This is a genomic window from Devosia sp. GW821-FHT12F11 (genome assembly GCF_058806655.1).
Genome location: NZ_JBXAPX010000008.1, coordinates 14,166 through 36,764, shown reverse-complemented (window position 1 = coordinate 36,764; position 22,599 = coordinate 14,166). Strand labels below are relative to the sequence as shown.

The window sequence follows — 22,599 nt, the reverse complement described above, 5'->3', positions numbered from 1 at the left end:
ATGTCATTTTTCAAGCGATTAGTGCGCGTTTCTGGAGGTTCGACCGATGGCTAACGAGCGCAGCGAGAAGCGAGTCCGCAAGAAACGGCGGAGTGGCGGTTTCCTCAGCGTCATCAACGCGCTGCTGACGCTGCTCGTCCTCGGCATCCTCGTTGCCGTCGGTATCTTCCTTTACGGCGCCAGCCAGTTCTATGCCCCCGGCGCGGTCAAGACCGAGGCCAACTTCACTGTCGAGAAGGGCTCTTCGGTGATGACCACGGCCCGCCGGCTCGAAGAGCAGGGGCTGATCCCGCAGGGCCAGCTGCTGCCGTCCGAATGGCTGTTTTGGGGCGGCGCCCGCGCCTTGAAGAAGGAAGGCGACCTCAAGGCCGGCGTCTACGCGCTGAAGCCGAATTCCTCGATGGCCGACATCCTCACCGAGCTGACCGAGGGCAAGCCGCTCGATTTCTTCGTCAACGTCATCCCCGGCGATACCTCGTTCCAGGTGGCCGAGCGGCTGAATGCCGAGGGCCCGAACCTCACCGGCGAGCCGGTGCCCGTGCCGCCCGAAGGCACGCTGCTCGCCGTGCGCTACGATTTCTTCCCCGGTGACACCCGCATCTCGGTGCTCGAAAAGATGCAGGCCGAGATGAAGAAGACCGTCGACGAGATCTGGGCCGGCCGCGACCCCGCCATCGACTCGGTGATCAAGTCGCCGGCCGAACTGGTGACCATGGCGTCGATCGTCGAGAAGGAAACCGGCGTCGCATCCGAACGGCCGCAGGTGGCCGCCGTGTTCATCAACCGGCTGAAGAAGTCGATGCGGCTGCAGACGGACCCCACGGTCCTCTATGGTGTTACCGAGGGAAAGGCCGTGCTGAACCGCGGCCCGACCTCGTCGGAGCTGAAGGCCAGGACCGCTTACAACACCTACCAGATCGACGGCTTGCCGCCCGGCCCGATCGCCAATCCGGGCGAGGACGCGCTGCGCGCTGTGGCGCACCCGGCGGCGATCAAGGACCTCTACTTCGTCGCCAAGAGCGCTAACCCCGCCGACGGCCACCTGTTTGCCGAAACCTATGCCGAGCACCGCAAGAACGTGAGGCTCTATCGCAAGGCGGCCGCTGAGGCGGACGCGGAAGCCGCCAAGGAAGCGCTGGAAGCCGAGCAGGCCGAGGGCGCCGGCGAGACCGTCGAGCCCGCCAACTGATGGGCGCGTCGCTCGCCAGCATGACCGGCTATGCCCGGGCCGGCGGCACCTTGCCGGGCGTCGGCTTCACCATCGAGATCAAATCGGTCAACGGCCGCGGCCTCGATCTCAGGATGCGCCTTGCCTCTGGTTTCGATGTACTGGAGAGCGAGATCCGCCGCCTGATCGGCAAATCGATCACCCGCGGCTCGCTGACCGTATCGCTGAGCGTCGACCGCGAAGGCGAGGGCGGCCGCGTCGTCGTCAATCACCAGGCGCTGGAAGCGGTGCTCGAGGGCTTCAAGTGGCTGGAGGGCCGCGTCAACGCCGACAAGCCTCGCCTCGACGGCATTCTGGCGCTGCGCGGCGTGCTCGAGCAGCACGAGACCGCGCTCTCGGCCGACGAGGAGGAGGCGCTCAACGCGGCGATCCTCGGCGCCGTGGCGGAGGCCGTAACCGGCCTTGTCGTAGCGCGGCGCGACGAGGGGGCCCGCATCGCCGCCATTCTCTCCGAACGCATCGACGAGATTGCCGCGCTCACCAAGGCCGCCGAAATCCACCCGGGCCGCAGCCGCGACGCCATCCTCGCCCGGCTGCGCCAGCAACTGGCCGAGCTCAGCGAAGCGAGCCCGACGCTGTCGGATGAGCGGCTGGCGCAGGAAGCCGTGCTGCTCGCCACCAAGGCCGATATCCGCGAGGAGCTTGATCGGCTCGGCGCGCACATCGCAGCGGCGCGGCAGCTGATCTCAGGCGGCGGCCCAGTCGGCCGCAAGCTCGATTTCCTGTCACAGGAATTTAACCGCGAAGCGAATACGCTTTGCTCCAAATCCAACGACGTGGCCCTGACCGCCATCGGCCTCGACCTGAAGGCCGTGATCGATCAGCTCCGCGAGCAGGTCCAGAATATCGAGTAGCCCGGCGAGTGCCGCACAGCGGCCAAGGGCTATGGACTGGGCAGAGGGCGAAGTACGAATGGAATTCACACGCCGCGGAGTGATGCTGGTTCTCGCCTCGCCGTCCGGCGCGGGTAAGTCCTCGATTTCTCGCGCCCTGTTCGAGGATGATCCGAACATCGCGCTGTCGGTCTCGGTGACCACGCGCGCCCGCCGCACCGACGAGATCGACGGCAAGCACTACCACTTCATCGACGTGCCGACCTTCAAGAAGATGCGCGAGGACGGCGAACTGCTCGAGAGCGCCGAGGTGCACGGCAATTTCTACGGCACGCCGCGCTCGCGCGTCGAAGAACGGCTCTCGGCCGGCCGCGATATCCTGTTCGACATCGACTTCCAGGGCACGCTGCAGCTCTACGAGAAGTGCCGCAGCGACATGGTGACGATCTTCATCCTGCCGCCCTCGATCAAGGAACTGCGCAAGCGCCTCGAGCGACGGGCCCAGGATAGCGCCGGTACCATCGAGAAGCGGCTGAAGAACGCGCGCATCGAGATGGAGCATTACGGCGAGTACGACTACGTGCTCGTCAACGAGGATCTGGAGGATTCCACCTCGCGCGTCCGCACGATCCTTGCCGCGGCCCGCCTCGCACGGCCCCGGTTCATCCAATTGGATAAGTTCGTCAAGGACTTGCAGGATCAGATCGACTCTCTTTAACAAGAGAGGAGAGGGTTGCGAGCCTCCGAGCGTCATAAAGGCGCAACAAAATCGTTAAGGTAACACCTTAACTCTTCCGATAGCTGCCTGTGGATAAGCCATCGGCATCTGTGGATGGTTCGCGCGCCCGCAGTTCCGAAACCTCGGAATTGGGCGGAACCTACCCTCGCGGGGGACTTGAGCATGCCGTTCGAAGTGAAAGCGTGCAGCATCGACGAAATGCACCGGCATCCGACCTTTGCCGATCGGACCCAGGCAAAGGTGAAAGTGCTGCTGCGCGAGATTCGCTCGCGCGAAACCTTCGATCACAACCTCACCCTGCGCGTCTGGGCCAACACTCACGACAAGATGAGCCCGTCGGAAGTGAAGACCGCGCTGCTGGTCAAGGCGGCCGCCATCCTCAAGCGCACCGTCTCGGTTGCCGAGATCGAGGTGAGCGGCGACGGCGCGGTAACGCGGCCGACCGTCAGCGGCTGAAAGCTCTTCCCGGTATGCTCTCTGACCGCCCTTCGGTGCGAGCTGACCCCCGGTTTTGATCCCTCCCCGCAAGGGGGAGGACTATCGCATATCAACAGGCACCGGCCGTGGACCGAGTGCCTTCTCCCCTTGTGGGAGAAGGTGGCCGAAGGCCGGATGAGGGGTTTCTCTCCGCGTACTCCAACCGTTCGTCGCTTGCGCTCCGAGCGCGCTACACTTCGTTGCGCGGACCCCTCATCCGGCGCTACGCGCCACCTTCTCCCTCAAGGGGAGAAGGCAAGAGGGGTGCCAGTAGCACCATATGCGATCGCACTTTGGGGCGGTATCTACCGCCGCGACACCAGCATCACGAACTTCGCGATCACCCCGGCAGCGAAGCCGAACAGCATCAGGCCGAAGGTGAACGGCCCCAGCGCCTGGGTGACGCCGTCCGGTGAGGCGAGGTCGAGATTGACCCAGGCAAAGAACAGCACCCCGAGCCCCAGCAGGATAGCCAGCGTCCGCCAGCGCTGCGCGAACAGTGGCACCGCAATCGGAATGCCGAACGCCAGCAGCGCCGTGACGATGGCAATGACGCCGCTCATCAGCGGCGTGCCTTCGCCAGCTTCAGGAACGTCTCGACCGGCAGCACTTCGGCGCGCTCGTCGCCCCTGAGTTCTGCCGCGGCAAGCAGCGGTTCCATCGGCACGCCGAGCGACTTGAGGCTCTGGCGCACCATCTTGCGGCGCTGCCCGAAGGCGGCGCGGGTGACCGCTTCGAGGTCGCGTACGGCGACGCCATCACTGGTTACCTTCGGCTTCAGGTGCACCACGCTGGAGGTGACCTTGGGCGGCGGGGTGAACGCCTCGCGCCCGACATTGAAGGCGATCCGCGCCTCGGTTCGCCATCCACACAGCACGCCCAGCCGGCCATAGTGATCGTCTCCGGCCTTGGCGACGATCCGCTCGGCGACCTCGCGCTGGAACATCAGCGTCAGGCTCTCGAAGAACGGCGGCCAGTGCTCCACCGTGAGCCAGCGCGTCAAAAGCTCGGTGCCGATATTGTAGGGCAGGTTCGAGACGATCCGGGTAGGGCCATCGGCCAGCGCGGCGTAGTCGATCTCGAGCGCATCGCCGGAGATCACCTCGAGCCGGCCTGGATAGGCCTCGGCAATCTGGGCCAGCGCCGGCAGGGTGCGCTCGTCGCGCTCGATGGCGATGACCTTCCTGGCGCCCTCGGCGAGCAGCGCGCGCGTCAGGCCGCCCGGACCGGGGCCCACTTCGATGACTGTCACTGCTGCCAGCGGGCCGGCCACGCGGGCAATCCGCGCCGTGAGGTTGAGGTCGAGCAGGAAGTTCTGCCCGAGCTCCTTCCTGGCTCTCAGGTCGTGCGCGGCGATGACCTCGCGAAGCGGGGGGAGATTGTCGATCTGCATGGCAGCGGGGATAGCGGATTTATCAGCGAAGGCAAATGGGTGCCGCAGAACACGCTTGACCTTGCCACGGTGGGAAGGTGCAGGGGGTGTGGTACGGCCATTGAATCAGGCCCGATCTGGAAGGAGATTAGCATGCACAAGTTCACCCTCGCCGCCGCCCTGCTGCTGGCATTCGCTGCCCCCACGATGGCGCAGCAGGATCATGGCGCTCACGGCGGTGCGCCGGCCGCAAACCTTCCGGCCATCTGCCTCGCCAACGCTCCTCAGGCGGCAGCGCCCATGGCCATGCAGCACGGGGCAGGGGCCTCCGACGCCCATACCGAGCTGATGGCCGGCATGGACGCAATGAACGCAGACATGATGGCCGGCGGTACCGCCACCGATATTGACGTCGCCTTCGTCTGCTCGATGATCCCGCACCACCAGGGCGCCATCGATATGGCCAAGGCGGAGCTCAAGCACGGCGATGATCCCTGGGCGAAGGAGATGGCGCAGGCAGTGATCACGGCACAGGAAAAGGAAATCGCCGATATGCTGGCCTGGCTGGAGAAGCAGCCGCAGTAACCGGGAGCCACAAGCTCGTCAGACAGGGGGCTTGAGAGCCTCCGTGCCCGCCAAGATCCCCTCTCTTGGAATCTCTAAGGCTCAGCCAAGAAGCTAAGCCCAAGAAATTCCATTCTCCCCCGCAAGGGGGGAGATGAGGCGAGGGCGGTGGCTAGGTCGCTGGCGAAGGGGCCGCATCCGCAGCCACACACTCGATGCCCCTCTCCCCCTTGGCGGGGGAGAAAGCGAAAACTTGGGCTTAGCGCGGCTAAGTCCTTAGTTTTCGCCAGACAGGGGGGCGTGAGGAGTCACAGTGCCGACGCGGGACCGAGCCCCTAAAGCTATTGCGCCGCCGCCCGCTGCACCACGCCGCCGGTCAGCTCGTCGGCCAGCCGGATCGCATTGAGGAAGCTGGCATCGGAGCCCTTGCCGGTGCCGGCGAGATCGAACGCGGTACCGTGGTCGGGCGAGGTGCGGACGATCGGCAGCCCCAGGGTGACATTCACCGCCTGATCGAACGCCACCGTCTTGATCGGGATCAGCGCCTGATCATGGTACATCGCGATCACCGCGTCATACTTCCGCCAGTGCGGCAGGTGGAACAGCGTGTCAGCCGGCATCGGGCCCTCGGCGAGGATGCCCTCATGCTGCAGCTGAGCGATCGCCGGCCCGACAATGTCATAATCCTCGGTGCCGATATTGCCGCCTTCGCTCGCATGCGGGTTGAGGCCGGCAAAGCCGATGCGTGGTTCGGCGATGCCGAAGCGAGTCCTGAGGCTGTGCGCCACGATCCGCCCGGTGCTCACCACCAGCTCGAACGTTACCAGTGCCGGCACGGCGCTGATCGGCACGTGGATTGTCGCGGGGATCACCCGCAGGGCCTCATGAGCCAGCATCATCACCGGCGTTGGCGCCACGCCGCCCTGGGCGCAGAGCGCCGCGAGGAACTCGGTATGACCGGGATACTTGAAGCCGGCGGAGTAGAGCGCCGCCTTGTGGATCGGCGCCGTGACGATGGCGCGACAGGCTCCGGTGAGGCTGTCACTTACGGCACGACTGATCGCTTCGATCACTACCTTGCCTGAGAGCGGCGTGGGATCGCCCGGCTTGTCGGGCACCAGGCCATCGACATGCAATACGGGCAGGGCCTCGGCGAAGCGGTTGGCCGCCTCGAGCGGCGTGCTCTCGACCATCGCCAACGGCAGCCGCAGGCGGGCGGCGCGAGCCCGCAGGAAATCGATATGGCCGTAGACGATGAAGGGCGGCAGCCCCAGCTCAGCCCGCTTGGCGAACAGTCTGAGGATCAGGTCCGGCCCGATCCCCGCAGGTTCGCCCATGCTTACGGCTAGCGGCGCCAGAGTGTCGGCCAAGGTGTCCTCGCGTGTCAAAAACACAGAACTGGCGCAGCCAATTGCTGCGCCAGGTTCACTGCCACTAACATGGACTCGCTAAGTCACCGGTTGTTTTTGCCTTCGATTTATCGAAGGTCCGGCAAGGGTCCGTTAGTTGTAGACGATCTTGGCCTTGGTGCGCAGCTCGGTCTTGTACTTTTCGGCTTCTGCCTTCATTTGCTCGCCGCCCTGCTCGCTGCGCAGCTTGTTCTTGAGGAAGGTGGTGTCGCGTGCCTCGTTCTTGGCGCAGATCGCCAGCATCGACACGCCCGTTTCGGTCACTCGCGGCTTGGTGATGCCGCCGACGTTGAGCTTGGCGAGTTCGGCAGCCAGCGCCTCGGGCAGCTGGGTGGCGTGGCGGCGGCCCATATCGCGTACCGCGGCGTCGGTGAAGTTCAGCGACACCTGCACGGCGCTGTCGCAGCCCTTGAAGGCCTTGCGATACTGGTTGGCCTGGCCGGTGCGGGCCGACGCATTGCCCGTCGAGCTGATGAACAGCACTTCCTTGAGGATGTAGTCGTAGCTCGAGGCCTGGTCGAGCTTGGCCTCGGCGGCCTTCTCGAGGTCGAGGTCCGACACCTTGACGCGGGAAGCGACCACCATGCCGCTCACCTGCTGCCAGGCGATGGCGGCGCGGAGGCGGGCGCGCATGGTGTCCATGTTGACGCCGGCCTGCTGCAGGATCTGGCGCAGCTTGTCACTCGACACCTTGATGTTGCGGGCGACCTGCTGGAACGCGTCATCGACCTGCTGGTCGGAGATGACGATGTTCATCCGCTTGGCTTCCTGGATCTGCAACTGCTCGTCGATCAGCTGTTCCATGGCCTTCTTGGTGCCACCGCCGCCTTCCAGCGCCAGCAGCTTGGTGCGCTGGGCAACCTCGATATCCGAGATCGGCACGCCATTGACCGTGACCTTGGTCGCGGCGAAGGCCGGCATGACGCTCAGGGTAAGGCCGATCAGCGTTGCAGCGATGAGGCGGAGCATTGTCGTCACCATTTTTCAGTTCTTTGGGAAGGCCGCCGGATCGCCCCCGGCTCGGCCATCTCAATGTTGGAAGAATACGGCCAAAATCGGTTGGCCGAGGTCGGTTTACCGGTCGATCGCGCCGACCGGACTAGTAGTTGAGAATATCGAACTGCGCCCCTGGCGCCTTCAGCTTGAACTGCACGCCGAACGTTACCGAGTTCGGCGTCTCGTGCGTCGCTCCATTGGCCTGCGCAAAGCCGCCCGCAAGGAAGAAGCCGTCGTCATAGATCAGCTCGCCGCGGGCCTGCAGCCACTCGCTGGCGGCGATATCCCACGACACGCTGCCGATGGCGCGCCAGTAGTCGAGCGGCAGCGGCGTGCTGCCGCGCACGGTCACTTCATGTTGATCCACCGGCACGCCGGTTGTCGCGTCGGCAGGCAGGTAGACGTAGTCGCTTCCCACAGAGTAGGGGCCGAAGGCATAGTCGCCGCCGACGCCGGCGCGCGCCACGCGCGGACCGTCGGGGTCGACCTGCATCTTGGCGCCCAGCGTCAGCCCGGCATAGGGCGAACCGCGCGCACCAAGCACCATGTAGGACGCATCGTCCTCGAGCCCGCTGCCGACGCCGGTGTTCACGGGGTCGTCGACGCCGAACGCGTTGGTCCCGGCGAGATGGAAGCTCTGCCCGGCGACGATCTCCAGCCATTGGCCGCCCGAGAAGTTGGCGAGATAGCGCGCCCCGACATTGGCGCGCAGCCCCGTTTCCTGCCGGTCGGTGCCGGTGAAGCGGTCATAGGAAAAGATGTTGGTGTCGTCGAGCACGAAGCTGTGCGCGTTGTCGTTGGTGATGCCCACCAGCGAGGTGTCGCTGCCGCGATAGACCAACTGCGCGATCGGCTCGAGCAGGTGGGTATCGAGCCCGTTGGTTGCAAACAGCGGCCAGCGGAAATCGACAGCAGCAATGGGCGTCGCCGCGAATAGGAACTGATCGGCCGGCTCGGTCGGATAGCCCCCGGGCCCATCGTCGAAGCCCGCGGCTCCGTTGTCGTAGTTGGTGACGTCGGCCCGCAGACCGAGATACGGAGTGACCACGACGCCGCCCGGCGCAATGATCTGGTTCTGCCAGCTCAACTCGCCCGATGCATGCGTCTTGTTGCCTTCATAGCCAAAGACATACGGCACGCCGGCAAAGGTCTGCAGCGAGTCCTCGGCGCGATACACCCCGAGCAGGTTGCCGTTGGCCCGCACCTGCCCCCAGTCGCCAAGGTCGAAATAGCCGTTGCCGCGGGCGTTCGGCAGGGTGGCGGCCTGCTGGTTCTGCGCCTGGTCGGCCGAGAAGTCGTTCGGGTACTGCCCCAGCTTCAGGAACTCCTGCAGCCGGACGTCGGCGTAGAAATCACTGCTGAGATGCGTAGCGTAGACTTCGTTGGTCACCCAGTCGGCGGTGCTGAAGTCGTAATCGTCGAAGTAAGCCGCGTCGGTGAAGGCGCTGTACGACCAACCCAACGTCCAGTCGGCAATCGGTTGAAAACGCCCGGAACTTTGGATGGCGCCACGCCATTCGCGGTTACCGATGCCCGAAAACGCACCCGGATCGAGCTGGTAGAGGCCCGACGCCTTGACGGTGAACGAGCCGTAATCGAAGTGCTGCTGCCATTCGGCCGCCATCAGGAAGCCCTGGCGCGACATCAGTGACGGGGCGAGCAGGATCTGCGTGTCATCGCCGATATTGATGAAATACGGCGCCGTGATGCGGCCGCCATAGACCTGCTTGTAGTTGACGCTGGGGAGCAGGAAGCCGTTGCTCTGCTTCGAGCTCGGATCGGGCAGCGACAGCCACGGCAGCCAGGCCACCGGAATGCCGAGCACTTCCAGTGACGGCTGCTCGAAATAGATCGTTTTGGTTTCGGCGTTCTGGATCAGCTTGGCGGCCTTCACCTTCCAGCCGATGCGGTTGCCCTTGGCGTCGATGCACTCGCCGCACGGCGTGTAGGTCGCCTGGTTGAGTACGGTCTCGAGTGTGCTGGAATATTGCACGTCGTTGGCGGTCACCCGCGCACCATCGGTGGTGGTGAGGGTCAGTGACTGGATAAAGGCCTGCTTCATCCCGCCGGTCACCTCGATCGTCTCGGCGGTGTATTTGGTACCCGCCGGGTCGACCAGCTGTACGTTACCGATGCAGTTCAGGTTGCCGGTCTGTTGCTCGTAGCGCAGGTCGTCGCAGGCGATCGAATAGCCTTCGTACTGCATCAGCACACGGCCCTGCGCGCTGATCACGTCGCTGCTCTTGTCGTAGGAGAGGACGTTGGCCTCGACCCTGGCAGGGGCGCCCGGCTCGGGCAGCGTGGCAAAGAATCCTTCGGGCAGGAACTGCGCTGTGGCGGGTGATGCGGTCACCAAGGCAAGCACAAGCACCGCGCCGAACTGGCGCAGGCGCGTCCCCATCCCCCGGTCGCGGCGCATAATGCTCACGTCCGCCCGTCTTCCCTGTTGAGCAGCACCGTCACTCCGATGACGATGGCTACTACCGCCGGCCCTGCAACTGCGATGGCCGGATGCATCACGCCGGCACCCCCGGCGCGTCCCGCCATCTCGGTCACGACATAAACCAAGACGCCAAGGACGATACCATAAAGCACCGCCCCACCATACTTATTGGTCCTTCGATAACCGGCCGTAAACGCGAAGGCAATGACCAGCGAGCCACACAGCGTAAGTGGCAGTGCAAGCAGCCTGAGGAACCGCGTTTCCGTCTCGGCGCGTTCCCGGGAATCGGTGAGCCGGGCCGCCAGTGACCCTGCCAGTTCCCACACTGTCATGTCCTTGATCGAGGCGATCCGGGCCCGCATGTCGCCGGCCGTCCGAGCGGTTGGCAGCCGGAAATCGGTCATCGCCTCAGGCACTTCGTTGGAGCGATAGCGCGTCGCCTGGGGCATCACCCACTCGTTGCCGACCAGTTCGGCGGCGGGCGCCTCGATCCGGTCGCGCGGCGCTTCCATCAGGAAGACGTTGATGCTGCCCAGGGCCGTACCCGACGGGTTCACGTACCCGGCCTCGAGAATGTAGTGGACATCGCCTTGCCGCTCGTCGAGCCAAAGCGTGCCGGAACGGCCGACCTCGCCGCTCGTGGTGCTCAGCGACAGCGTGCGATTGAGTTGGATCACCGCCGTGTCGACCAGCAGCGTCACCAGCACCCCGCCGGCGAGGGTAACCGCCAGCGGCACCAGCATCACCCGCCAGACCGACCGGCCCGAGGCCTTGATCACCGTCATCTCGCGCGTCGCCTGCAGGTTCAGGAGCCCCGCGACGGTACCGACAAGAAAGGTGAGGGGCAGGGTATCGATGATCCAGCGTGCCGCCGCCAGCACCACGGCGGTCAGCGCCAGCGGCGCGCCGCCCGTTGCCGAGAGGGCGGAAAAGCGGCTGGTATTGAGCGATTCGACCAGCAGTACGATGCCGAACAGCACGACGAGCGTCAGCCCGACATTGCTCGCCAGTCGCCGAACGATGATCAGGTCGATCCGGTTCATCGGCTATGCGCCTCCCGCGGCAGGGGAGCGAACAGCCGCAGCCGGTAGATGAGGATGCCGGCGGCAATGACGATCAGCACGACGACGCCGCTGAGTTCGTGCGCCCAGCCCGGCACCGGCACGTAGGAGGTTACGGCGCGTTCGAACAGCACGGCGCCCAGCACGGTGATCTCCACCGGCAGGATCGGCTCCCTGCGGCGGCCCGACGGGAAGGCGCTGATTGCCGCGACGAACAGGCAGAGCGCCAGGACGCGCAGCCCGTCGGCTGTCCGCTCGGCGATATGGCGCTGGTCCTCGCTGGGCATTTCACCTTCGCTCAGGCCCCGCTTAATCAAGCCATAGGTGGTTTGGTCGCCGCGCCGGTCGCCGGTATCCTCGTCGCCGGTCAGCCGCTCCAGCGCGATGTCGTAGCGCTCGAACGAGATCTCGGAAAACTGACCATCGGCCGTACGGTACTGGATCGTGCCGTCGGCGAGCTGCAACACATAGCCCAGCTCGTCGGCAGTGATCACCGCCGAGTCGGCGATATAGGTGCGCCGGGTCTGCGCATCGCGCCGGTCGTCGGCGAAGAACGAGGTGATCTCGCCATCCGCCCCGCGTCCACCGACGGTGATCGTCACGCCGTCGCCGAGTTCCGCAAAGCGGTTGGGCACCAGCGACCGGCCCACCAGGTCCGCTGCCGCCTGCTCCTTGATCAGGTTGTTTTCGCGGCCGGCAATCGGCGCGATCACATGCCCGAGCAACCACACCAGCATCGCTCCGACGGCTGCGTACCCAAGGATCGTGCCGATCAGCGCCGGCAGCCGCTGCGACACGTGGATGATGTGCAGCTCGCGCGAGCCCTGCATGGCGCGCAGCGCCCGGGCCAGGCCGATGGCGAGGCACACGTAGAGGAACGCGATGGAGAGCGGCGGCAGGCCGAGAATGGTCTGCCAGAACAGGGTGCCCAGTCCGCGATCCCGCACGGCCCCGACCTCGACGATTCTGAGCAGCTGCACGAGGTACAGAATCGTCAGCGCGACCCCGAAAAGCGCGGCGGCTTCGGCGGCAAAAAGCCTGAAAAGATAAGTGCCTAGCCGAGTCATGCCGACAATCTGGTTCCGACGCGCGCTCACCTCCGGTCTGCCCCCGGGCAGGTGAACCGGGCGGACATTGCCCGCCCCCGGCATGGCTTGGCAAGCCAATCGGGCAAGGGCGTGGCCGTCGGCCCCGGGGTGTTGCGGGATTGACGCGACGGGCGTAGCCACTATCAGTCGTGAACCTGCCCTTCTCGGACAACGCGTCCGCCCCATTGCCATAAGGTATTTTCGCCCATGCCGAACCGGATCGAGATCAAGACCGCCGCCCTGCCGCTGAAGGCGACCGGAACGCTGGTCGTCTACGTCGCCGAGGGCGCCGCGCCTGCCGGGGGCGCGGCCGACGTCTGGAAGGCCACCGGGCTCGACTGGCAGAAGGTCTCCGCCGCCGCCAGCTTCAAGGGCAAACAGGGGCAGGTGATCGACCTCCTGGCGCCGGCCGGTGTCGCGGCCGACCGGTTACTGGTGCTCGGCAGCGGCAAGGCAGAGCAGGGCGCCAGCCTGTCGGCGTGGACCGACCGTGGCGGTTCGCTCGCCGGTAAGCTCACGGCGATCAAGGCAAGCAAGGCTGCGGTGCTGCTGGACGACGCCGAAGCGACGCCCGAACGTATCGGCGAACTCGCTGCCGGCCTCCGGCTCCGCCACTACAAGTTCGACCGCTACAAGCCGACCAAGCCCGACGACAACGGCAATGGGGCGTTGACCGTCACGCTGCACGTCGATGCCAAGTCCGCCGTCGACAAGGCTATCGCCGACCGCCAGGCCACTGCCGAAGGCACGCTCCTGGCCCGTGACCTGATCCACCTGCCGCCCAACGTCCTGGGCACGCTCGAATTTGCCGCCGAGGCGGCCAAGCTCGCCGAGCTCGGCGTCGAGATCGAACAGCTCGATGAAAAGGCCATGCGCAAGCTTGGGATGAACGCGCTGCTCGGCGTGGCGCAGGGGTCCGCTCGCCCGCCGCGACTCGTCATCATGCGCTGGAATGGCGGCAAGGCGAAGGAGCAGCCGATCGCCTTCATCGGCAAGGGCGTGGTGTTCGATTCGGGCGGCATCTCGATCAAGCCCGGCCTCGGCATGGAGGATATGAAGGGCGACATGGGCGGGGCCGCCGCCGTTACCGGGCTGATGCATGCGCTTGCCAGCCGCAAGGCCAAGGTCAACGCCATCGGCGTCATCGGGCTGGTCGAGAACATGCCGTCAGGCACTGCCTATCGTCCCGGCGATATCCTCACTGCCATGAGCGGCACCACCATCGAGATCGTCAATACCGACGCCGAGGGTCGCCTCATCCTCGCCGACGCGCTCTGGTACACGCAGGACCGCTTCAAGCCGAAGTTCATGATCAACCTCGCGACCCTGACCGGCGCCATCGGCGTGGCGCTCGGCAACGATCACGCCGGGCTGTTCTCCAACAATGACGAGCTGTCGGGCAAACTCCTCGCCGCTGGTCTTGCCACTGGGGAAAAGCTCTGGCGCCTGCCGATGGGCGCTGCCTACGACAAGCAGATCGATAGCCGCTTCGCCGACATCAAGAACTCGGGCGGCCGCCCGGCCGGCTCGATCACCGCCGCGCAATTCCTCGCCCGCTTCGTCAACGATGTGCCATGGGCGCACCTCGATATCGCCGCCGTGGCGCTGGCCTCGCCCACCAGCGAGACAAATACCGCCTGGGCTTCCGGCTTCGGCGTGGCGCTGCTCGATCGGCTGGTGCGCGACAATTATGAGGCCAAATGACCGGCGCCCAAACCACCAGCGCGCTACCTGATCTGCCGCTCGTCGCCAATCCCTCGCGCCTGTGGCTGCTGCCGATCGCGGCGATGGCGCTGTTCGCCGGGCTGGTGGCGTTGCTGCCCAGCCTGTTGCTGCTGGCGAGTTTGGTTGGCCTGCTCGGCATGCACCCGAGCGTCGAGCTGACGCTGCTGGCGCTGCCGACGCTCGCGGTGGCCGTGTTCTTCCTCGCCGTCGGCAGCGTGGTGATCGGTGACCTCCGTCTAAGACGCCCGGTGCTGACCATCGATGAGCACGGCGTATTCGATCGCCGCATCACCGACAGCCCGATCGCCTGGTCCGACGTGGTGGAGGTCGCTCCGGCTCCCGGTGGCGGCGGCGTCCTGCTGGCGCTCAGAACGCCGCGCGAAACCCGCCTCAGCCCCTATCGTGCCGGTACCGCCGGGTTCCGCCAGCCGGCCGCGGGCCTCGCCAATATCCCGGTGCGCGCCATGGACCGGCCGGCAAAGCTGCTTGCCGAGACGCTGACCGGGCTGGCCCTGCGCCACGGCGCCGTACCGCCGGCGGAGGAGCCCGCGTGACCGAGATCCTGTTCTACCACCTCGAAAGCCAGCCGCTCGAGCGCGTGCTGCCGGTGCTACTGGAAAAGTCGCTGGAGCGCGGCTGGAGCGTCGTGGTCGAGACCAGCAGCGACGAGCGGGCGCAGGCGCTCGACTACATGCTCTGGACCTACCGCGACGACAGTTTTCTGCCGCACTCCCTCGCCGGCGGCGATGCCGACCACCTGCAGCCGGTGCTGATCACCACGCGCCCGCACAACCCCAACAATGCCGAAGTGCGCTTCTTCGTCGACCGCGCCGTGCCGCAATCAGGCGAAGGCTATCAGCGCATCGTCTTCATGTTCTCCGGGCACGATCCGGATGCGGTGACCGACGCCCGCGCCGCGTGGAAAGCGCTGCGTGATGGCAATGAGGTGACCTATTGGCAGCAGGACGGCAACGGCCGCTGGGCGAAGAAGGGGTAGGGTCTTCGCTCCTCGCTCCGCTCGTAGCGACGGGTCTCAGCCCGGCTCCCAGCCCGGCTCCGCCTGCTCGAACTTCGAAAACTGAAAGCCCGGCGCCACGGTGCAACCGACCAGCGTCCAGTCACCCAGGCAGGCCGCCCGCTGCCAGGCGTTGCCGGGGATCACCAGTTGTGGCCGCTCGCCGGCAGCAAGGTCGTTGCCCAGCGCGTGCTCGGTGACCGTCTTGCCATCGCGTGAGATGTCGAGCCGCATCGGCGCGCCGGCGTACCAGTGCCAGACCTCGGACGAATCCACCCGGTGCCAGGCGCCGGTCTGGTGGTTGTCGAGCAGGTAGTAGATCAGCGTCGAGTGCGGCCGGCCGGCGGCATTCGGCGCATCGGCGAAGGTTTGTCGGTAGAAACCGCCCTCGATATGTGGCTCCATCCCGAGCAGCGCCACCACTTCGCTTGCGGTCATCGCCGTCATCCCATCGCCCTCTCGGCCTGCTCGAGCTCTTCGCTGAGGGTCAGCCAGCTTTCCTCGATCCTCGCGATCTCGCCCTCGAATCGCGCCTTGTCCTTGCCGAGCAGGATCACCCGCTCGGGCGCTCCGTCATAGGTCTTGGGGTCGGCGAGGAAGCCGTCCACCCGCGCCAGTTCGGTCTTGAGTCGCCCGAGCTTCTGCTCGAGGTCCTTGATCGATTTGCGCAGCGGCGCCACTTCGGCGCGCTTGGCCGCGGCATCCTGTCGGGCCGCTTTGCGGTCCTCGACCACCGGCGCTGCCGCTTCCTTCTTGCCCTTGCCGCTGCCGTTGGAGGTCAGGAGGCGCTGGTAAGTATCGAGATCCTCGTCGAATTCCTCGATCGTGCCGTTCTGTGCGATCCACAGTTTGTCGACGGTGGCGTCAATCAGGTGGCGGTCGTGGCTGATGATCAGCACGGCGCCCGAATAGTCATTGAGCGCCGCCACCAGCGCATCGCGGCTGTCGATGTCGAGGTGGTTGGTCGGTTCGTCGAGGATCAGCATCCCCGGCCCGCCGAAAGTAATGAGCCCAAGCAGCAGGCGCGCCCGCTCGCCACCCGAGAGGTTCTTCACCTTGGTGTCCATGCGCGAGGTGGTCAGCCCCATCTGCGCCACACGCGAGCGCCGCTTGGCTTCGCTGTCATAGGGCATCAGGTCGATGACATGCTCGAACGGCGTCTGTTCCGGCTTCAGCTTGTCGAGCTGGTGCTGGGCGAAATAGGCGATCTCCAGCCCCTTGCCCTTGCGCATCTCGCCGCCCATCGGCTTCAGGTCGCCCGACAGGAGCTTGGCGAAGGTCGACTTGCCGTTGCCGTTGACGCCGATCAGCGCGATGCGGTCGTCCGGATCGATCCGGTTGGTGATGTGGCGGAGGATCACCTTGTCGCCATAGCCCACCGACACGTTGTCGAAGGTCATCATCGGCGAGGCCGGGATCTTCTTGGGATCGGGGAAGTTGAACGGCGATGAGCTCTCGTCGAACATCGCCGCCGGCGGCTTCAGCTTGGCGATCATCTTGACGCGCGCCTGCGCCTGCTTGGCCTTGGTGGCCTTGGCCTTGAAGCGGTCGACGAATTTCTGCAGGTGCGCGATCTGGTCGAGCGTCTTCTCGCGGCTCTTGTTGTTGAGCTCCATCTGCATCCGGCGCGTCTCTTCGAACGTGTCGTAATTGCCCTTGTAGAAGGTCAGCTTCCGGTGTTCGAGATGCGCGATCGAGTTCACCGCCTTGTTGAGCAGGTCACGGTCGTGGCTGATCATGAACACGGTGTAGGGGTAGGTCGCGAGATACTTCTCGAGCCACAGCGTGCCTTCGAGATCGAGATAGTTGGTCGGCTCGTCCAGCAGCAGCAGGTCGGGCTGGCTGAACAGCACGCCGGCCAGCGACACGCGCATCCGCCAGCCGCCCGATAGCTCCGAGGTCGGGCCCAGTTGCCGGTCCTTCTCGAAGCCGAGGCCCTTGAGGATGGTCGAAGCCCGCGCCTCCGCGGTATGCGCATCGATCTCGGCGAGCCGCGTGTGGATATCACCGATACGGTGCGGATCGGTCGCCGTCTCGGCCTCGGCCAGCAGCGCCGTTCGCTCCTTGTCGGCCGAAAGCACGACGTCGAGCACGCTGATGTCGCTCGCCACCGCTTCCTGCGCCACTGCGCCGATGCGGGCCTTCTTGTTGACCTCGATCGTCCCGCCCTCGGGCGCGATCTGCCCCAGGATCAACTGGAACAGCGTAGTCTTGCCCGTGCCGTTCTTGCCCACAAAACCGGTCTTTGAACCGTCGGGGAGAACGAGCGAGGCATTTTCGAACAGGGGACGACCCTGGATGCGGTAACTGAGATCGGTAATGGTCAACATGGCGCGGCCGATGCATCCGCGGCGCGCGGAATGCGTTACGTGGGAGATAGGGTCAAATCGAGCCGACCCAATAGACCGAGAACCTGGAGAAGTCCAATGCGCCTCGTCCCTGCCGCCCTCGCCCTGTGCCTCGTCTCCGGCGTGGCCCTCGCCCAGGAACTGGCGCCGCTCAACGATCTGAAGGCCTGCCGCCTCGATGCCGAACTGGTGTCGCTGAGCTTCAGCTACGATGGCGGCGCCTGCGAGCAGACTGGCAACGGCAGCGTCGACCTAGTCGAATCCGGCACTGCCACGGTCACCATCCCGATCGTTTCGACTGCCGAAGTCTGCACCATGCAGGTGGTGAAGGTGACGCACACCGGCGCCATCAACGCCGTCGAGGACGTCACCGCCCTCGAGGTGCAACTGGTCAGCCCCGGCGGCGAAGTGCAGGCCAAGGGCAAGGTCGAGATCGCGCCGCACACTCCGGACTGCGTGCCGCCGGCGCCGACGGAGTAGGGCCCGGGCTCGCAATAGTCGCCGGGGATGTTCATACCAGTCCGCGCTTGTTAGGTTTGCGCCTTGGCAACTCTATGGGGCTTCTGGCGTGCAACGATGGGTTATCAAAAGCCCGACCAGCATATTCGTCCTGTGCATGGTCTTTGCCCCTGCTCTCATGGCGTTCCCCGCATCGGCGCTGGTCTTTGTGCTGGCAAGTCCGGGGCCGTTTGCCATAAGTGACCTTCAATATCTGGTGGTCATGGTGCCGGCTGCTCCACTTCTTATCGGGGCGGGGCTTGTTCTGGGCTGCATCCCTGGCTTGCTCGGTGCTTGCATGCTCTTGGAGCTGGCCAGGCGACGTCCAATTAGCATTATCGATCCGCTGGTGGTTGCATTTGTGATCTGTGTCGGCCTGACGCTCGCATTTGCGGCTGTTGCTCCAACCCACATCTGGCTGGCGCTGTCCATCGCGGCGGGCGCCAGCACTTTGGTTGTTCTGATCCTGGGGCGGCTCGCTGTGTTTTTCGATGTGGTCGCACCAGTGCCAGCGTCACCCGACAGCACCCCCCACACCTCGGACTACGTCCCGTCGCTTCCGTCGGAGTAGGGGCTCACGCCGGCACGCGGGCCCTGCTACTTCGACCGGTCCCGGTACGCCAGCTTCAGCGACACGGCCGCCAGCGCGATCAGGACCGTCAGCAGCAAAGCCCGGGTCAGCGTCATCGCCACGCCGTACTCGAAAGCAGCCTGGTTGGTCCGCAGATACTGTTCCAGCCGGTCGTCGATCTCGCCTGACAATGACGATGTCGACGCGTTCCGGAGCTCGAGAAGACGCTTGAGGTGCGCGACCTCGCCACTCACCACGGCCTGTAGCCAGCGCAACGCATTCCTAGCGTCGTCGGCACTGATATGGGAGTAGATCGACGAGAGTTGCCGGCTCTCGTCCGCCGTGAGGGTGACGGTGGCGATCGGGTACCGAACGATGCCGCTTTCGTCCCTAGGCACCGTGAAAAGGCAGAAGAACAGGTCCAGCGCGACCAGCTTGCTACCATCGGCCATCGTGTCGATGTCGCGTCTCGCGCTCCAGACCAGCGTCGACCAAGGATAGCCGGCGGTGCAGGACTGCTCGAGGTCGAGCGCCCTCCGCAGGTCCGTGAAAGCCTCCACCATCGGGCCTGCGCCGTCGCCTTCCGCCGTGTTCTCCAGCAGCCTCGCGATGGTCGACAGGTACGGCGCATCGATCTTGCCGCGCTCCTCCATCAGGAAGATGTCGCGTGAGTCCTTGTTGTAGTCGCGGAACTTCGACGTGAGGTTGCCGAACACCTCGCTCGTCGATGCCGAAGTCGCGGACGGGCCGCTCCCGCCGGACCCGGAGAGATGCGACCAGGCGTAGCCATACCCGGCATAATCCGTCAGTGCGATCGCCAGGGCGACCACCACGATCAGGGCGCCGACATGAACCCGCCTGTCGCTCCAGACCCGGTTGCCACGGGTCGTCGCCGTATCGCCATGCGGCAGCTGCGCAGACCCCACAGAAGACATTTGTCCCTCCGCTCGATCCCGACGTCGCCATTCTACTCCCGTTTGACCGTGGTGTCAGAGGGCACGAGTGCGCGCATCGCCGAGGCGTCACCTCAGCTCCAATTGCATCAACGGCGCGCTGCCGAACTGCGTCTCTGTCACACCTGTCTCGACGAAGCCGACCGACCGGTAGAAGGCGAGGGCGTCGTCGTTGGCGACGACGTGCAGCGTCGGAGCACCCATGGCCCGCGCCAGTGCCTTCGTCCGTTCGACCAGCCGGCGGCCGATGCCGAGGCGCTGCATCGCCGGATCGACGAACAGCCCGTCGAGTTCAGCGTCGCCGTCCGGCCTCGGCAGCACGATGGCGAAACCGGCAAGGATACCGTCCGCATCGGCCACGCAGGCGGTTGCCGGCGTCAATTGTTCGATGGGCACCTGCACCGCTTCGGGATGCGCCAGCAGCGTGTCGCGATCGCGCTCGCTGGCCATCACCGTCTTCCAGACGATAGCGAGCAGCACCGGCTGATCCTCGGCCCTTGCCGGGCGAATAGTGTATCCGGAGCCCATCGGCCCTCCGCTCGCTGCATTGCTGGTGACAGAACGCCCGTCTTGCGCCCGTCACGCCTTCCCGTTAGAAGGCCGCACCCAATTCAGACCCACTCCAAGGACCAGACACATGGCCATTGAGCGCACCTTCTCCATCATCAAGCCCGACGCGGTCCGCCGCAACCTGATCGGCAACATCCTTGCCGTGTTCGAAAAGAACGGCCTGCGTCCGGTGGCGCTGAAGAAGATCAAGATGACCCGTGCCCAGGCCGAGGGCTTCTATGCGGTGCACAAGGAACGCCCGTTCTTCGGTGAGCTGGTCGAGACCATGACCTCGGGTCCCGTGGTCGTGCAGGTGCTGGAAGGCGAGAACGCCATCCTGAAGAACCGTGAAGTGATGGGCGCCACCAACCCGGCCAACGCGGCCGAGGGGACCATCCGCAAGCTCTACGCCGTTTCGGTCGGCGAGAACTCGGTGCACGGCTCGGACGCTCCCGAGACCGCGGCCGAGGAGATCAAGTTCTTCTTCTCCGACGACGAGATCGTCGGCTGATCGCCTGATGATAGCGATTTCCGAGGGCCGCCTCCGGGCGGCCCTTTTGTTTTGCTAGTGCCGCAACCACGATGTCATCCCCGCGCAAAGCGGGGACCTCCGTTTGCGATCGCGCCGCAGGCCAAAAAACAGAGGTTCCCGCTTTTGCGGGAATGACCCGGTGAGTGTGATACTCATCGAGCAAACAGCAAAGATGCACCCGTGAACCTTCCCGAGACCATTCATCCCGCGCTTGCCGCCGCCCTTACGGCCCGTGGCTACGACACGCTGACCCCGGTACAGCTGAGCGTGCTCGCGCCCGAGGCCGCCGAGCGGGACCTCCTGGTGTCGGCACAGACCGGGTCGGGCAAGACCGTAGCCTTCGGCATGGCGATTGCCCCGACCCTGCTGGGTGAGGCCGAGAAGTTCGAGCGCGCCGCCACTCCGCTGGCGCTGCTGATCGCCCCGACCCGCGAACTGGCCATGCAGGTGCAGCGCGAGCTCGAGTGGCTTTATGCCGAGACCGGCGCGCAGATTGCCGCCGGGGTAGGGGGCATGGACATCCGCACCGAGCGGCGAGCCTTCGAGCGCGGCGCCCATATCGTCGTTGGTACCCCCGGGCGGCTGCGCGACCACATCTCGAAGGGGGCCCTCGATCTGAGCAACGTCCGCGCCGTGGTGCTGGACGAAGCCGACGAAATGCTCGACCTGGGCTTCCGCGAGGACCTCGAGTTCATTCTCGACGCTGCGCCGGAAGGCCGCCGCACCCTGATGTTCTCGGCCACCGTGCCGCGCGCCATTGCCGATCTCGCCAAGACGTTCCAGCGCGATGCGCTTCGCCTCGTCGCCACCAGCGCCGGCGAGCAGCATGCCGATATCGAATACCAGCAGATCGTCGTGCGTAACGACGAGCGCGAGCACGCCGTCATCAACATGCTGCTGCTGCACGACAGCTCCAACACCATCGTGTTCTGCCACACCCGCGAGTCGGTGAAACACCTCACCGCCCGCCTCGCCAACCGCGGCTTCCCCGTGGTGGCGCTGTCGGGTGAACTGACCCAGGCCGAGCGCTCCAACGCGCTGCAGGCGATGCGCGATGGCCGCGCCCGCGTCTGCGTCGCAACCGACGTCGCCGCGCGCGGCATCGACCTGCCCAACCTCGATCTGGTCATCCACGCCGACGTTCCGTCCAACCCCGAGACCTTGCTGCACCGCTCCGGCCGCACCGGCCGCGCCGGCCGCAAGGGCATCTGCGCGCTGATCGTGCCGCTGCACCGCCGCAGCGCCGCTGCCCGAGTGCTGCGCGCCGCCAACCTCGACGCCACCAGCCGCGGCGCCCCAACCATCGCCGAGATCGACGCTCGCAACCGCGAGCAGATCATCGCCACGGCCGTTGCCGTCACCGCGCCGAACGAGGTCGAGGCGCCGTTCGTCGCCGACCTGCTCGCCCGCCTGACGCCAGAGCAGCTCGCCGCCGCCTATATCCGCCGCGAGCTCGCCGCCCGTCCGGCGCCCGAGGAAGTGTCTGAGCAGGCGATCCCGGCCTTTAACGAGAAGCCGCCACGCCGCGACAAGCGCTTCGTCGACGAAGATGGCGCGCCGCGCGGCAAGCCGGAGCCGATGCAGAACGGCCGTTGGTTCACCCTGTCGATCGGCCGTAACCGCCGCGCCGACCCCAAGTGGCTGCTGCCGATGATCTGCAAGGCCGGCGACGTCACCAAGCGCGATGTCGGCTCGATCAAGATCCTCGACAACGAAACCCGCTTCGAGATTGCCGCCGACAAGGCGGATGCCTTCGCGGCGGCCATCGGTCGCGTCGGCGGGCAGATCGAGAACAACACCACCATTGCCGCCTCCGGCCCGCCCGCGGCGCCGCAGAAAAAGAGCTACAACCGCGACAGCGCCCCGCGCTTCAAGAAGCACGACGACGCGCCGCGCTACGACAAGCCGCCACGCGAGGACGGCCCCCGCTACAAGGTGCGCTCCGACAAGGGCGCCAAGCTCGCCACCAAGCCGGCCCGCGAGATCACCCCGCCGGTCGCCTTCGATGCGCCGCCGGTGGCGCGCGAACCGGTGCTGTTCAACAGGAAGCCGACCGAGAAGCCGAAGGTGAATCCCAAGGACAAGGGCAAGCCGAAATACAAGAACCGCGAGAAGCGCGACCCGCCGGCCGACTCCGCCGGAACCGCCCCCCGCAAGAAGCCGAAAAAGGGCTACGATCCGCTCGGTTGACGAACGTA

At 65.7% G+C, this 22,599-nt stretch carries 23 protein-coding genes; 12 read left to right on the top strand and 11 right to left on the bottom strand.

The window, feature by feature from the left end; genetic code table 11:
* Window positions 1-46 precede the first annotated feature (46 nt).
* The 4 genes from mltG to AC1ROK_RS21590 all read left to right on the top strand — a co-directional run bounded on the left by mltG (window position 47) and on the right by AC1ROK_RS21590 (window position 3,256).
* Window positions 47-1,189: an endolytic transglycosylase MltG gene (mltG, locus tag AC1ROK_RS21605; protein WP_492850758.1), complete on the top strand. Its 1,143-nt coding sequence runs from the start codon at window positions 47-49 to the stop codon at window positions 1,187-1,189.
* Entirely contained in the window at window positions 1,189-2,082 is an 894-nt protein-coding gene (locus AC1ROK_RS21600; RefSeq protein WP_492850756.1) for a YicC/YloC family endoribonuclease, read from the top strand. Before mltG ends, AC1ROK_RS21600 begins: the two co-directional genes overlap by 1 nt.
* Window positions 2,083-2,140: 58 nt before the next feature.
* Complete coding sequence (gene gmk, locus AC1ROK_RS21595; protein ID WP_055879293.1) at window positions 2,141-2,779, top strand: guanylate kinase; 639 nt, start codon at window positions 2,141-2,143, stop codon at window positions 2,777-2,779.
* A 183-nt stretch (window positions 2,780-2,962) separates the two neighbouring features.
* Window positions 2,963-3,256: a hypothetical protein gene (locus AC1ROK_RS21590; RefSeq protein WP_492850754.1), complete on the top strand. Its 294-nt coding sequence runs from the start codon at window positions 2,963-2,965 to the stop codon at window positions 3,254-3,256.
* A 326-nt stretch (window positions 3,257-3,582) separates the two neighbouring features.
* Here AC1ROK_RS21590 and AC1ROK_RS21585 read toward each other — a convergent pair whose 3' ends face one another.
* Entirely contained in the window at window positions 3,583-3,840 is a 258-nt protein-coding gene (locus tag AC1ROK_RS21585; RefSeq protein ID WP_492850752.1) for a hypothetical protein, read from the bottom strand.
* Complete coding sequence (gene rsmA, locus AC1ROK_RS21580) at window positions 3,840-4,670, bottom strand: 16S rRNA (adenine(1518)-N(6)/adenine(1519)-N(6))-dimethyltransferase RsmA (RefSeq protein WP_492850750.1); 831 nt, start codon at window positions 4,668-4,670, stop codon at window positions 3,840-3,842. The genes AC1ROK_RS21585 and rsmA overlap by 1 nt, the downstream gene beginning before the upstream one ends.
* 132 nt (window positions 4,671-4,802) lie before the next feature.
* Here rsmA and copM point away from each other — a divergent pair, with 132 nt between their 5' ends.
* The gene (gene copM, locus AC1ROK_RS21575) at window positions 4,803-5,234 is read left to right on the top strand and encodes a CopM family metallochaperone (RefSeq protein WP_492850748.1); all 432 of its coding nucleotides are present in this window, start codon (window positions 4,803-4,805) and stop codon (window positions 5,232-5,234) included.
* A 320-nt stretch (window positions 5,235-5,554) separates the two neighbouring features.
* On the opposite strand, the gene pdxA is transcribed toward copM, so the two are convergent.
* The 5 genes from pdxA to AC1ROK_RS21550 form a co-directional block, all read right to left on the bottom strand.
* A complete protein-coding gene (pdxA, locus tag AC1ROK_RS21570; RefSeq protein WP_492850746.1) occupies window positions 5,555-6,583 on the bottom strand; it encodes a 4-hydroxythreonine-4-phosphate dehydrogenase PdxA in 1,029 nt (342 codons plus the stop codon).
* Window positions 6,584-6,715: 132 nt separating this feature from the next.
* Entirely contained in the window at window positions 6,716-7,591 is an 876-nt protein-coding gene (locus AC1ROK_RS21565) for a SurA N-terminal domain-containing protein (protein ID WP_492850744.1), read from the bottom strand.
* 130 nt (window positions 7,592-7,721) lie between these two features.
* Complete coding sequence (locus AC1ROK_RS21560; RefSeq protein ID WP_492851311.1) at window positions 7,722-10,037, bottom strand: LPS-assembly protein LptD; 2,316 nt, start codon at window positions 10,035-10,037, stop codon at window positions 7,722-7,724.
* Window positions 10,038-10,042: 5 nt separating this feature from the next.
* Window positions 10,043-11,104: an LptF/LptG family permease gene (locus tag AC1ROK_RS21555; protein WP_492850742.1), complete on the bottom strand. Its 1,062-nt coding sequence runs from the start codon at window positions 11,102-11,104 to the stop codon at window positions 10,043-10,045.
* Entirely contained in the window at window positions 11,101-12,189 is a 1,089-nt protein-coding gene (locus AC1ROK_RS21550) for an LptF/LptG family permease (RefSeq protein WP_492850740.1), read from the bottom strand. Before AC1ROK_RS21550 ends, AC1ROK_RS21555 begins: the two co-directional genes overlap by 4 nt.
* A gap of 228 nt (window positions 12,190-12,417) precedes the next feature.
* Here AC1ROK_RS21550 and AC1ROK_RS21545 point away from each other — a divergent pair, with 228 nt between their 5' ends.
* From AC1ROK_RS21545 to AC1ROK_RS21535, 3 genes are read left to right on the top strand one after another with little or no spacing between them, the layout of a single operon-like run.
* Complete coding sequence (locus AC1ROK_RS21545) at window positions 12,418-13,914, top strand: leucyl aminopeptidase (protein WP_492850738.1); 1,497 nt, start codon at window positions 12,418-12,420, stop codon at window positions 13,912-13,914.
* Window positions 13,911-14,489, top strand: a complete 579-nt coding sequence (locus AC1ROK_RS21540) for a hypothetical protein (RefSeq protein WP_492850736.1) — start codon at window positions 13,911-13,913, stop codon at window positions 14,487-14,489. Before AC1ROK_RS21545 ends, AC1ROK_RS21540 begins: the two co-directional genes overlap by 4 nt.
* A complete protein-coding gene (locus AC1ROK_RS21535; RefSeq protein ID WP_492850734.1) occupies window positions 14,486-14,932 on the top strand; it encodes a DNA polymerase III subunit chi in 447 nt (148 codons plus the stop codon). The genes AC1ROK_RS21540 and AC1ROK_RS21535 overlap by 4 nt, the downstream gene beginning before the upstream one ends.
* A 36-nt stretch (window positions 14,933-14,968) precedes the next feature.
* Here AC1ROK_RS21535 and AC1ROK_RS21530 read toward each other — a convergent pair whose 3' ends face one another.
* A complete protein-coding gene (locus AC1ROK_RS21530; RefSeq protein WP_492850732.1) occupies window positions 14,969-15,388 on the bottom strand; it encodes a cupin domain-containing protein in 420 nt (139 codons plus the stop codon).
* A gap of 5 nt (window positions 15,389-15,393) precedes the next feature.
* Window positions 15,394-17,280, bottom strand: a complete 1,887-nt coding sequence (locus AC1ROK_RS21525; protein ID WP_492850730.1) for an ABC-F family ATP-binding cassette domain-containing protein — start codon at window positions 17,278-17,280, stop codon at window positions 15,394-15,396.
* 96 nt (window positions 17,281-17,376) lie between these two features.
* Between AC1ROK_RS21525 and AC1ROK_RS21520 the strand changes: the two genes are divergently transcribed.
* Together AC1ROK_RS21520 and AC1ROK_RS21515 are read left to right on the top strand one after the other, a co-directional pair.
* Window positions 17,377-17,778, top strand: coding sequence for a hypothetical protein (locus tag AC1ROK_RS21520; protein ID WP_492850728.1), 402 nt, complete (start codon window positions 17,377-17,379; stop codon window positions 17,776-17,778).
* Window positions 17,779-17,866: 88 nt separating this feature from the next.
* Window positions 17,867-18,367, top strand: coding sequence for a hypothetical protein (locus AC1ROK_RS21515; protein ID WP_492850726.1), 501 nt, complete (start codon window positions 17,867-17,869; stop codon window positions 18,365-18,367).
* A 26-nt stretch (window positions 18,368-18,393) separates the two neighbouring features.
* Here the strand turns inward: AC1ROK_RS21515 and AC1ROK_RS21510 are convergent, their stop codons facing one another.
* The gene (locus AC1ROK_RS21510; protein WP_492850724.1) at window positions 18,394-19,302 is read right to left on the bottom strand and encodes a hypothetical protein; all 909 of its coding nucleotides are present in this window, start codon (window positions 19,300-19,302) and stop codon (window positions 18,394-18,396) included.
* 87 nt (window positions 19,303-19,389) lie between these two features.
* Window positions 19,390-19,848 (bottom strand): GNAT family N-acetyltransferase, encoded by a 459-nt coding sequence (locus AC1ROK_RS21505; RefSeq protein ID WP_492850722.1) that lies wholly within the window; start codon window positions 19,846-19,848, stop codon window positions 19,390-19,392.
* 109 nt (window positions 19,849-19,957) lie between these two features.
* Between AC1ROK_RS21505 and ndk the strand changes: the two genes are divergently transcribed.
* Entirely contained in the window at window positions 19,958-20,380 is a 423-nt protein-coding gene (gene ndk, locus AC1ROK_RS21500) for a nucleoside-diphosphate kinase (protein ID WP_492850720.1), read from the top strand.
* Window positions 20,381-20,581: 201 nt separating this feature from the next.
* The gene (locus AC1ROK_RS21495; protein WP_492850718.1) at window positions 20,582-22,591 is read left to right on the top strand and encodes a DEAD/DEAH box helicase; all 2,010 of its coding nucleotides are present in this window, start codon (window positions 20,582-20,584) and stop codon (window positions 22,589-22,591) included.
* The last annotated feature ends 8 nt before the right edge of the window (window positions 22,592-22,599 follow it).